This is a genomic window from Bradyrhizobium sp. AUGA SZCCT0177, assembly GCF_018130125.1.
In the GTDB taxonomy this organism is placed as follows: Bacteria; Pseudomonadota; Alphaproteobacteria; order Rhizobiales; family Xanthobacteraceae; genus Bradyrhizobium.
Genome location: NZ_JAFCMA010000002.1, coordinates 36,309 through 46,498 on the forward strand (window position 1 = coordinate 36,309; position 10,190 = coordinate 46,498).

Below are 10,190 nucleotides of genomic sequence, written 5' to 3' on the forward strand. Positions count from 1 at the left end.
AAGCTCCCGTTTGTGCGCGCAATGGCTGCAAGTATGCCTTGCAGACTGCCCCATCGGCGGATTCGAGTCGACTCCCCGGCCTAAGGTAAGCGATTCTGCCCCAACGACGGCGCGGCCGCTCTGCCCATCTCAACGCGCGCACCATGCCTCGGATATTCCAGCTGCATCGCGACAAAGTCGGCGGTCGGCATGCCGTAGCGCGCCTCGATTGCGGCAAGCGTCTGGTCCAGCGCCTTCGCCGGCGGCCAAACGCCGATATCAGGCAGCCGCCGCTCCGCCGGCCAGGTGGCGGCGACCTCATCGGGCACAATGCGAATGCCGTTGCGGGTCGCTAGCGCGCCGGCGCTAGCGGCAAAAATCACTGCGCGTGAGCGATAGGTGCGCGACCAGGCGTCCGCGACGAGGGCCAGCGACACTTCGTCCATGCCGGGCGAAAGCTCGATGCCGAGTTGCTCGCGATTCCAGAAGGCCATGACATTGCGCATCGCCGTCAGCGCGAACGGGCGCGTGAACTGAAAGGCGTTGCTGTCATGACGCGCGTCCCAGTCGGCAAGGCCGATGTCGCGGCCGACGGCTTCGGCCTTGGCGCGGCCGGCGATGGCCTCGATCAGGGTCAGCGACATCGGCATCGACGCTGAGATCCCGGTCGTCGTCGCAACGGCGCCGTCGACCACCAGCCGCCGGTTCGCGACATAGCGGATCGACGGATGCTTGCCCTGCAACTCCTGCAGCGAATACCAGTGCGTCGTCGCCCGTTTGCCGTGGAGCAATCCGGCGTCGCCGACGACTTTTGCCCCGGCACAGACGCCGATAACGATCGCTCCCTTGGCCGCCTGGCTCCTGATCCATTGCAGCGCGGACGGATCGTCGTCCCGGCTCATGGCGGGGACGATGACATAGTCGGCTCCATCAGGATGCTGCGCGTCGAAATCAGCGATGGTCGCCTGCGGCTCCACCTTCAGCACCGGGAATAGCGACATCGGCCCCGGATTGGTTGCCAGCGTCACCACATCGGCCACATCGGCGCGCGCGAGGATGCCATAGGGCATCAGATAGTCCGTGGTCTCGGTGGCATCATTGATGCCGATGATCGCGATCAGCGGACGCTGGCGCTTCGGCGGCTTCAGCGCGGCAATCGTGGCCTCAGCCTCCTCTTTCGCGATCTGCGGCGCAGCCGCAAACGAGGCCGCCGGAGGCAGCGTGAAAATCCAGCCCGCAAAGATGATTGCGAACAGTGCCGGGGCGCCGAGGCCGATCCATTTTACAAGTCGCCAGTTCATGTTCTTGGGCTCTGACATCATTGCGATTTGGCGCGCAGGCTACTGCGCGCATGACCGAGCCGAAATGGCGTAAATCGCGCAAAAACGGACATGCGTTGGAAGGCGATCATCGTTCACGATTTCATGAACCAGTGCCGTTCACGCGCCTGGTCATCATCTTGCCAACGTTATGGACTGAACAGGATTTCGGTTGACTGAACGGCGCAGGAGCCCGCGCGCCGCGCACCCAGTATGGTCGACCAAGCCAGAGGTCAGCGTTGTCGGAATCTCCACTCATTCTCGTCGTCGAAGACGAGTACCAGTTGCAGGGCGTCGTCGAGGCCGCGCTGATCGACGGCGGTTTTGCAGCCGACATTCTGTCGTCGGGCGAAGAGGCGCTGACCCTGGTCAGAGGCCGGATCAAGAACTACCGGGCGCTCGTCACCGATGTCAGCCTGAAGGGCACGATGAGCGGCTGGGACGTGGCGCGACAGGTCAGGGAGATCGACCCGCATTGTCCGGTCATCTACATGACGGGACTGGCCGCGGATGAATGGTCATCGCGGGGCGTGCCCAACAGCGTGCTGTTGCAAAAGCCGTTCGCGCCGGCGCAACTCGTGACGGCGGTTTCCCAGCTGCTGAATGCCGGCCCGGCTACCGCGTAGGCAAGGGCCGAACGCAGCCTCACCTCACGTTGCCCGATGAGCCCGACGTCAATCACTTCCCTATTCCCGCCTGCGCTGTTACGTTCGGCCCCACAAAAACACGGCACGTCGCCGGCCGCTCGGCGCAACTTCGGGGAGAAAGACAAGATGTTTTCGCACGTCATGATCGGGACCAACGATCTGGAAAAGGCCAAGGTGTTTTATGACGCCTTGCTGGGCACGCTCGACATTCCGCCCGGGCGGGTCGACCGCCACCGCATCTTCTACCGCAGCAAAACCGGCACCTTCTCGGTTTCGAAGCCGATCGACGGCAAGGAAGCATGCCACGCCAATGGCGGCACCATCGGCTTTACCGCCAATTCCCCCGAACAGGCCGACGCGTTTCATGCGGCCGGCCTCGCCCATGGCGGCAAGACCTGCGAGGATCCGCCCGGCATCCGCGAAGGCAGCGGGGTGAAACTTTACATCGCCTATCTGCGCGACCCTGATGGCAACAAGCTCTGCGCGCTGCACCGCGTGGCGTGAGGCGAATGTAGAGAGGCGAATGTAGCCCGCATGAGCGGAGCGATATGCGGGTAGATCCAAGATCCCGGATATATCGCTTGCCTCATCGGGGCTACGATTGCCACTCGGCGGCGTTGCCATGACCGCGGCGCGTCGAATCTTCGCAGGAACAATTCGTGATTCCGCCGGTTGCTCGTTCTCAAACAATGGAGGAGCAACCATGGTTACGGAAGCAAGAGAGACCGGTTCCCTGATCGGCAGCGACAAGGTGGAAGGAACCGCCGTGTACGGCGCCGACGACACCAAGATCGGGTCGATCGAACGCGTCATGATCGACAAGACGAGCGGCAAGGTCTCGTATGCCGTGTTGAGCTTTGGCGGCTTTCTCGGGATCGGTGACGACCATTATCCGCTGCCCTGGCAGTCGCTGAAATACGACACCAATCTCGGCGGCTATCGTACCGGCATTACCGAGACGCAGCTGCAAGGCGCGCCGAGATACGGCAACGACAACGCCTGGAACTGGTCCGACCCTGCGCGGGTACGCACGGTCAACGACTATTACGGCATCGCGATGTAGTCACCGCCGCCGCGCAAAGACTGCAAAGGCCCGCTCTCAGGCGGGCCTTTTCGTTTGGCGAGACGAAACTTCGGGACGGTTAATCATAAGCTTAAGGGATTGGCCTGGAATCGCATTGCCGAAAGCTAAATGGCCACTGGATGCGAGGACGATCTCTTAAGGAAGCTCCGGTACAGCTGCCCGATAATCGACCTTCCAAACAAGACGGGTAACGACGGCCCGCGGCCCAGGGACCTGACGATGGACGATTCGGTTCAAATCCGCTGCCACCGCTGCAAATCGTGTTTTCGCGAAAAGGCGCGACGGCTGCAGAGCGGCTACTCCCGGCAGTGCATCAGCTGCGAAACGATGCTGTTCTTTGACGACGGGTCCGCCGACAAGAACATCCAGCGGACGCTGCGGGATGCGAGAAGAATTCGCAAGGAGCTTCGCGAAGCCGAAGCCGAAAAGTTCGCCACCTCGGCGCTGGTGTCCTCAAGCCGTGAGTCCTCAAACGCAAGGTCCACGACTTCGGGTCGCGAAGATTAGGCCGGCCCTGTAAATTGAGCTAGCATTGGCGTTCCCGGGGGGCACGCCCATGAAAATTCAACGCCGACAATTCCTGCAGCTCACGGCCGCCAGCCTCGCCGCGCCAGCGTTTCCACATTCCGCCGTGGCGGAGGATTATCCGGCGCGGCCGGTGCGCATCGTTGCCGGCTTTGCCGCCGGCGGCGGCGTCGACATCACGGCGCGGCTGATCGGCCAGTGGCTCAACGAGCGGCTCCGGCAATCCTTCGTGGTCGAGAACCGCACCGGCGCCGGCGGCAATATCGGCACCGAGGCCGTGGTCGGCGCCGCGCCCGACGGCTACACGCTGCTGCTCGCCACCGTGCCGAACGCGGTCAACGCCGCGCTCTACAATAATCTGAAGTTCAATTTCATCCGCGACATCGCCCCGGTCGCCGGCATCATCCGCGTGCCGATGATCATCCTGTTGCATCCCTCAATGCCGGTCAAAACCGTTCCCGAATTGATCGCCTATGCCAAGGCCAATCCGGGCAAGGTCAACATGGCCTCCGCGGGCAATGGCAGCGCGCCGCATATGGCGGGCGAGCTTTTCAAGATGATGACCGGCGTCAACATGGTGCACGTGCCCTATCGCGGCCAGGGCCCGGCGCTGACCGATCTCTTGGGCGGCGAGGTGCAGGTGCTGTTCGCAACCGCGCCGGGCACGACGGATTACATCGCGAGCGGCAGACTGCGCGCGCTGGCGGTGACCACGGCGGCGCGGGCGGAAGTAGCGCCGGAGCTGCCGCCGGTCGGCGATTTCGTGCCGGGCTACGAGACCAGCCAGTGGTACGGCATGTGCGCGCCCGCCAAAACATCAGCTGACATCATCGGCAAGCTCAACAGGGAAATCAACGCGGCCATCGCCGACGCCCGCATGAAAGCCCGCCTCGCCGCGATCGGCGGCGAACCACTGCCGGGCACGCCGGCCGAGTTCGGCAAGCTGATCGCGGAAGAGACGGAGAAATGGGCCAAGGTGGTTCAGGCGGGCGGATTGAAGCCGGATTGAGGTTGGCATGAGCTGGAACGAATCCGACATTCTGGCCGCCCGTCGCGCGATATTTGAGGCCGCGCAAGATATGCTGGCGGGCACCCTTTCCTATGTCGAAGGCGCGCGGAAAATTTTCGCCGCGATGGAGGCGTCGAGACTTGATCAATGGGATGCCGATCTGTTGCCCTTCGTTGGCATCGTTTCCGAAACCGACGCGCTGCCGTTTGGCGAAATGAGAACGCATTGGCAAGCCGCCGCACTCGATGCTCTCCAGCCCAAAATCGCAGAGATGGAAGCTTGGGCTCGACGGGTTGGCGAACCCTATTGCATCAATCTCGTGGATCGGTTCTCAAGCGGCAAGATCGAACTCAGGCCGTGGGGTGGGTAGAGCGAAGCGAAACCCGCCGCAGATGTGGCCACGAAGATGGTGGGTTACGCTGCGCTAACCCACCCTACGAAGTATCGCTCTGCACTACCTTCCCTTATAAACCGCCCGGCGCTTTTCCTTGACCGCGGCGGCGGCCTCGATCGCGTCTTCGCTTTCCTTGACTTCATGAAGCTGGCGCTGGGCGCGGCCGGATTGTTCGGAGGGTCCGTGCGGCAGGACGCCTTCGGTGACAAAGCGCTTCAGGGTTTTCAGCACCAGCGGCGAGAACTCGGCCATCTCGCGCGCCATCTTCAGCGCGACCTCGACCTGCTGCCCGACCGGCACCACCTCGTTGACGAGGCCGATATTCCAGGCGCGCTGCACCTCGACGATGCGGCACAGCAGCATCATCTCCATCGCGATCTTGTGCGGGATCCGCGCCGCCAATCCCGCGATCATGCCGCCGGTAAATCCCATCCGCGCTTCGGGATAGGAGAATTTGGCGTTCTCGGCCGCGACCGTGAGATCACACATCATCGACAGCACCAGCGCGCCGCCGACGCACCAGCCGCCCACCGCCGAGATGATCGGTTTTGTCGTCTCAAACCCGACGGTCGGGATGCAGCGCCACAGTTCGGGAAAATTGCCGGTATCGGCACCGCCGGAAAACGCCTCATTGCCGGCGCCGGTCAATACCGCGGCCTTCTGCGCCGGCGAGCGCTCGAACTCGACAAAGGCCTTCTGCAGCAACAGCGCCGTCTCGGCGCAGATGGCGTTGCGGCGCTCCGGCCGGTTGATCGTGACCAGCGTGGTGCCGTCGGAATTGTTTTCGACCAGAACTTTTTGCATGTTGTTTTCCTCCCCGAATGCGGGGAGGTTAGCATCGCTCGTGCGCCTGTGCGACCCGCCCGGAAGGCGCGCCGGTGCCCGCTCAGCGCATGCGCCAGCTCTTGTCGATGTAGCGCTGGCGGTCGAGTTCGGTGACCTGCAACGCGGCGCGATAGCTGTCGTCATCGGTTTTGACGAAATAGGTTTTGACCTGGATCGGCACCTGCTCCTCGTCGGGGCCGCCAGCGAAGGCCTCGCGCAGCGGCCGTCCATCAAAGCGGCTGAGGTCGACCTCGCTGTCGAGATTCATCAGTGCCAGCAAGGTCGGCGCAAGGTCGACATTGCTCGAAGGCGTGCGCACGGTCACGCCACGCTTGAAATCGGCGCCCCAGGCCAGGAACGTGTTGCGGACGGTCCATGGGCTCATGCTGCCGTGGTTGCCGGCGGTGCCGGTGAGCGGCCCCGTGGCGGCTGCCTCGGTGTAGTCGGTTCCGCTCACGCCCGAGGGGCTCTTCGCCGAACTCCAGGGAAAGGTAAACACGATGTCGGGACCGCGCTCGCTGTTGGCGAGATGAACCAGTTCGAGCGCGAAGGTGCCGGGCACCTGCCCCTCCACCGGCACGCCCGAACCGCCGGGTTTACCCGCGGTGAAAAGCACGCCGACCCATTGCTGCCGCTGCAGGAAGGAAACAATGGCGCCGATCCGCTCCGGATTTCGATCGCGGACATGCAGCGACATGGTCTGTCCGCTGCTGGCCAGGACGACGTCATCGCTGTCAGGACCGAGCTTGAGCCCGGCCTTGATCAGTTCATCAGCGACATTGACGCCGAAGATGCCGTGACCAAAGCCATGGTCGGAAACGACGATGATATTGGTCTTGTCGATCAGCCCGAGCTCGCGCAACCGGTCGAGCACGAGGCCGACCTCGCGGTCGTCGTGACGGATGGCGGCGCGGGCCTCCGCGGAGCCTGCGCCGGCGGCGTGCTGGACGTGGTCCGGCTCGGTGAGCCAGTTGACGATCACGTCGGGCTTGAGCTCGGGCAGCACGTAGTCGCGCAGCACCTGTCCGGTCCAGCTGACCTGATCGAGATACGGATCCTTGGCGCCGCCCTTTTTCGGTGCGGCCGGAAAGCGGCGCAGGATTGCCTCGTTCGCATTGTCGGGGAATGCCACCCGCACGCCCGGCTCCCAATCGGCATTCACGAGCACGCCGACGCCCTTTGGCGCGCGCGGATTGACCAAAAGCGCGCTCCCGGTCGAGCCCGAACTGACGACAGCCAGGGTCTTGCCGCGCTCGGCGAGAATTTCACCCAAGGTCTTGGTCAGCACCATGCGCTCGCCGGTGACGGCATCGAGGTGGAGCAGGTTCTTGTGATTATCATTGTTGAATGCTCGGTTCGGATCGACCTGCCGGACATAGAGTCTATTGCCGAAAATGCCGTTGCGGTCGGGATAGACGCCGGTCCCGATCGCCGCCGCGTTGGCACGGGTCACGGTCGGAAATACCGCGTGACCGTTTGGAAAATTCACGCCCTCCTCGCGCAGCCGCCAAAGATTGGGGGTTTCCTGCTCGGTAATGGAATCGGGCCGCAAGCCGTCGAGCACAAGCACGAGATTCAGGGTCGCTTTGCCGGCCGCTGCCGGGCTGGCCGCGGTTGCCGCAATGGCGGCGGCAATTGCAACCACGAAGGAAGGCTTCATCATCGATTGTCCCCGCTGAGCGCATTTTTCAGGATTTGGTGCTGCGCGTGGATTAGACAAAAGCTGTTGCAGTTCGATGACTTGCAGGCGGAATGGCAAGAACCGCTCAGCACCATCAAGGCGTGGCCCCTAGCTCGGATATTTCGCCTCAACGAGTTGCGGAATGGTTCGTATCAGCCCGCCAAGCTCGCCTGAGGTCAGCAACAGGACAACATCATCCGGCCGCAACATGTCGCCCAATCTCGCCAATGCCTCGTCCGGGTCGCTTATCGCCTCGGCATCGTAGTTCGCCGCCCTGACGCGGGCGACGATTTCATCCTGGGTCAATTGGGCATGGGTGCCGGCGCCCTGCGAAGCCGGCTGATAGATGAAAATCCTGGAGGCTCCTGCAAATGCGTCGTCATAGGCTGATATCGCCGCCCGGTTTCGCCAGGTGAACGTATGCGGCTCGAACACGATGATCAGCCGACGATTGGGGAAATGGAGTTTTGTGGCAACGATGGCGCTTCTGGCCTTTTCGTAGGACGATCCAAAACCTTCGTAAACCGGCACCTTCGATGCGGGCGAGAGCAATTCCATCCGGCGCTTGACGCCCAGGAACGTGCTCATGCCGGCCTTCAGCTCCTCGGGCGACAGCAGCTTCTTCTCCAGCAGCATCGCGCTGACGCCGACGATATTTTCGATGTTGTGATCGCCGAGCATCCGGGTCGAGAGGCGAATGATCTTTTCGCTGCCGCGCATCAGGTCGAAACCGGTTTCCGCGCCACGCTCGATGTTGGCGGCATGCCAATGCGCCTTGTCGTCCAAGGCATAAAAAACCGCGGGACAGGCGAGGCTTTCGGCCAGGGCGCGCGCGTGAGGCTCGCTGCTGCAGACCACCAGAAGTCCGTCTGAAGGCAGTGAGCCAAGCAGGCTTTGATACGGGGCCAGATAATCCGCGTGCGTCGGAAAGACGTTGATGTGGTCGTGGGTCGCCGAGGTGAGCAGGACGTTTTTAGCGTTGTAGCGAAGGAATTTCGATCTGTTGTCCCAGTTCGAGGCCGGGTATTCGTCGCCTTCGAGAACGAATGTCGGGCCCTGCCCGCGGTGCGCGTGGCGCTCGAACCCATTGGTGATCTCACCGATAAAATAGCTAGGATCCCTGTCCGAGACCTTCAGGCACCACGCCAGCAGCGCAGAGCAGGTCGATTTGCCGTAGCTTCCTGCGGCTACGATCGTCTCGGAATTGACGGTTATGTCGTGCAGCAAATCCGCAAACGATCGCACCAGCTTTCCGCTGTCCATCGCCGCGCGAACTTCTTCATTGCTGTCAGGCTGAAGCTTTGCGTTCTTGCCGATCACGATGACATCGGCATCGTCAGGAATGTTCTCTTTCCGGTATCCCGCGGCAAACGCGATCTTCTCGTTCCTGAGATAGTCGCTGACCGGCGGGTAAAAGCCTTCGTCGGAGCCGCTGATCTGCACGCCCATCTGCCGGAGCAGCAACGCGGTTGCGCTCATGCCCTTTCCGGCAATGCCAATGAAATGCGCTTTCGAAAAATTCATCTGTCCCCCCGATTCGGCGATATTAGAGCGTTTTCCAGCGAAGTGGATACCGGTTCGCTTCAAGAAAACGCGTCAAATCAAGAATCTGGAGCCCCGTTCCGATTCAATAGGAACGGGGCTCCGCTTGCCGAGGGGTGATGAAACCGGCGCAGCGCTAACGTATTCGCGCGGCCGGGCAGCTCAATCTTCCCGGGCTGCCAGGCAAAAAGGCCCCCGCATATCACGAGGGCCCCGTCCGCCTATTCCTCTGTTGTCTGCAATTCCTCCGTCTCGACCTTATCCGACGAAGACCTGATCCGCTCCAGCAGTTGCAGGAATTCAGCGGTTTCGTCCGCGATCGACTTCGGCTGGGGCTTGGGTGGGAACGGTATCACTTCAGACATGGGCAAAACCTCCCTGGGTGCAATTCCCTGCGGCATGTCCTTCTCATGCGCAATTGGCGCGTTTCTGCGGCGCGCAATTTCGCGCGCGCCCGGAAGCCGCCTTAAATAATTCCAATTCTGCTCGGGCGATCAGCCCCTGGATAATCCACGCACAACGCGATTGCGGACCGGGTGCCTGGCATCGAAGCCATCAGACAATTTTCCCGCGCGGTTTCGATCGGGTTCAGGCGACTGTTCTTCGCGCGGGATCAGCGTGGCCTCGAACGGCAGGCCCGGCGCCTGCTTGGCGGTTCCCGAGCACGACGCCAGCCTGCCCTTGAATCTCCCCGCAAGTTCTACGTCAACCACGTCGAGGCCGAACAGCGTGGGCGGACCTGCGGCATGCCGCGTGGTCGTCAACGCCGCGGTGAAATGGTCGTTATCGACCTGGTAGGAGCCGCTATAGGTGAAGAAGCTGTCGCCGCCCGATATAATGCCATTTGCAAGGTGCACGATGCCGGTGCCTTCGCCGCGCGACGTCTTGAACCAAACCGCATACTGGCCGTCCCTGCGCATGAAGAAACTCTCGCATGAGGAGAACTAACAATCGGCACCAACTAAGGGTTGGCGCATCTAACCGCTACAAAGGCGTCGCGCGGTAGTTAATGATCCAGAAAACGCGAGGAGAAAATTGTAATTGCCCCAACACGTGAGCTGATTTGCAAACTGAATGCGCATGCCGATGCGCGCGCGAACGGCGATCGCGGTCCGATGCCTGGCTTTTCGCGCGCTTCAAATGTTCCCGTGAGTTTCAGTTAACAGAAGCTTTCGCAAGTGCCGC

13 protein-coding genes are annotated in these 10,190 nt (G+C 62.1%); 7 read left to right on the forward strand and 6 right to left on the reverse strand.

The annotated features are described in order from the left end of the window. Positions 1–80: 80 nt before the first annotated feature. Positions 81–1,280 carry a DJ-1/PfpI family protein gene (locus JQ597_RS02415; RefSeq protein ID WP_212262559.1) on the reverse strand — a complete coding sequence of 400 codons (1,200 nt, stop codon included), beginning with the start codon at positions 1,278–1,280 and terminating at the stop codon, positions 81–83. A 50-nt stretch (positions 1,281–1,330) separates the two neighbouring features. On the opposite strand from JQ597_RS02415, the gene JQ597_RS02420 reads away from it, so the two are divergent. The 7 genes from JQ597_RS02420 to JQ597_RS02450 all read left to right on the forward strand — a co-directional run bounded on the left by JQ597_RS02420 (position 1,331) and on the right by JQ597_RS02450 (position 4,933). Then, a complete protein-coding gene (locus JQ597_RS02420; RefSeq protein WP_212262561.1) occupies positions 1,331–1,474 on the forward strand; it encodes a hypothetical protein in 144 nt (47 codons plus the stop codon). Between the two features lie 63 nt (positions 1,475–1,537). Next, positions 1,538–1,924: a response regulator gene (locus tag JQ597_RS02425; protein WP_212262563.1), complete on the forward strand. Its 387-nt coding sequence runs from the start codon at positions 1,538–1,540 to the stop codon at positions 1,922–1,924. 147 nt (positions 1,925–2,071) lie between these two features. Next, positions 2,072–2,449, forward strand: a complete 378-nt coding sequence (locus tag JQ597_RS02430; protein WP_192738521.1) for a VOC family protein — start codon at positions 2,072–2,074, stop codon at positions 2,447–2,449. A 199-nt stretch (positions 2,450–2,648) separates the two neighbouring features. Continuing rightward, positions 2,649–3,008, forward strand: a complete 360-nt coding sequence (locus tag JQ597_RS02435; RefSeq protein ID WP_212262565.1) for a PRC-barrel domain-containing protein — start codon at positions 2,649–2,651, stop codon at positions 3,006–3,008. Between the two features lie 240 nt (positions 3,009–3,248). Then, positions 3,249–3,536 (forward strand): hypothetical protein, encoded by a 288-nt coding sequence (locus JQ597_RS02440; RefSeq protein WP_212262567.1) that lies wholly within the window; start codon positions 3,249–3,251, stop codon positions 3,534–3,536. Between the two features lie 49 nt (positions 3,537–3,585). Further along, on the forward strand, positions 3,586–4,563 hold the full coding sequence (locus JQ597_RS02445; protein ID WP_212262569.1) for a Bug family tripartite tricarboxylate transporter substrate binding protein: 978 nt from the start codon (positions 3,586–3,588) through the stop codon (positions 4,561–4,563). Between the two features lie 7 nt (positions 4,564–4,570). Continuing rightward, the gene (locus tag JQ597_RS02450; protein WP_212262571.1) at positions 4,571–4,933 is read left to right on the forward strand and encodes a hypothetical protein; all 363 of its coding nucleotides are present in this window, start codon (positions 4,571–4,573) and stop codon (positions 4,931–4,933) included. An 84-nt stretch (positions 4,934–5,017) separates the two neighbouring features. Here the strand turns inward: JQ597_RS02450 and JQ597_RS02455 are convergent, their stop codons facing one another. The 5 genes from JQ597_RS02455 to JQ597_RS02475 form a co-directional block, all read right to left on the reverse strand. After that, the gene (locus JQ597_RS02455) at positions 5,018–5,761 is read right to left on the reverse strand and encodes an enoyl-CoA hydratase/isomerase family protein (RefSeq protein ID WP_212262573.1); all 744 of its coding nucleotides are present in this window, start codon (positions 5,759–5,761) and stop codon (positions 5,018–5,020) included. A gap of 82 nt (positions 5,762–5,843) precedes the next feature. Beyond that, positions 5,844–7,445 (reverse strand): alkaline phosphatase family protein, encoded by a 1,602-nt coding sequence (locus JQ597_RS02460; protein WP_212262575.1) that lies wholly within the window; start codon positions 7,443–7,445, stop codon positions 5,844–5,846. Positions 7,446–7,571: 126 nt separating this feature from the next. Further along, positions 7,572–8,987 carry a UDP-N-acetylmuramate--L-alanine ligase gene (locus JQ597_RS02465; RefSeq protein WP_283813383.1) on the reverse strand — a complete coding sequence of 472 codons (1,416 nt, stop codon included), beginning with the start codon at positions 8,985–8,987 and terminating at the stop codon, positions 7,572–7,574. Positions 8,988–9,226: 239 nt separating this feature from the next. Continuing rightward, positions 9,227–9,370 carry a hypothetical protein gene (locus JQ597_RS02470; RefSeq protein ID WP_212262579.1) on the reverse strand — a complete coding sequence of 48 codons (144 nt, stop codon included), beginning with the start codon at positions 9,368–9,370 and terminating at the stop codon, positions 9,227–9,229. Between the two features lie 129 nt (positions 9,371–9,499). Beyond that, entirely contained in the window at positions 9,500–9,925 is a 426-nt protein-coding gene (locus JQ597_RS02475; RefSeq protein WP_212262581.1) for a hypothetical protein, read from the reverse strand. Positions 9,926–10,190 lie beyond the last annotated feature (265 nt).

Excerpts from the sequence above, each read along its gene's own strand:
- JQ597_RS02460 (WP_212262575.1), bottom strand. The coding sequence starts at position 7,445 with ATGATGAAGCCTTCCTTCGTGGTTGCAATTGCCGCCGCCATTGCGGCA.
- JQ597_RS02470 (WP_212262579.1), bottom strand. The coding sequence starts at position 9,370 with ATGTCTGAAGTGATACCGTTCCCACCCAAGCCCCAGCCGAAGTCGATC.
- JQ597_RS02465 (WP_283813383.1), bottom strand. The coding sequence starts at position 8,987 with ATGAATTTTTCGAAAGCGCATTTCATTGGCATTGCCGGAAAGGGCATG.
- JQ597_RS02420 (WP_212262561.1), top strand. The coding sequence starts at position 1,331 with ATGACCGAGCCGAAATGGCGTAAATCGCGCAAAAACGGACATGCGTTG.
- JQ597_RS02445 (WP_212262569.1), top strand. The coding sequence starts at position 3,586 with ATGAAAATTCAACGCCGACAATTCCTGCAGCTCACGGCCGCCAGCCTC.
- JQ597_RS02455 (WP_212262573.1), bottom strand. The coding sequence starts at position 5,761 with ATGCAAAAAGTTCTGGTCGAAAACAATTCCGACGGCACCACGCTGGTC.
- JQ597_RS02440 (WP_212262567.1), top strand. The coding sequence starts at position 3,249 with ATGGACGATTCGGTTCAAATCCGCTGCCACCGCTGCAAATCGTGTTTT.
- JQ597_RS02450 (WP_212262571.1), top strand. The coding sequence starts at position 4,571 with ATGAGCTGGAACGAATCCGACATTCTGGCCGCCCGTCGCGCGATATTT.
- JQ597_RS02435 (WP_212262565.1), top strand. The coding sequence starts at position 2,649 with ATGGTTACGGAAGCAAGAGAGACCGGTTCCCTGATCGGCAGCGACAAG.
- JQ597_RS02475 (WP_212262581.1), bottom strand. The coding sequence starts at position 9,925 with ATGCGCAGGGACGGCCAGTATGCGGTTTGGTTCAAGACGTCGCGCGGC.
- JQ597_RS02430 (WP_192738521.1), top strand. The coding sequence starts at position 2,072 with ATGTTTTCGCACGTCATGATCGGGACCAACGATCTGGAAAAGGCCAAG.
- JQ597_RS02415 (WP_212262559.1), bottom strand. The coding sequence starts at position 1,280 with ATGAACTGGCGACTTGTAAAATGGATCGGCCTCGGCGCCCCGGCACTG.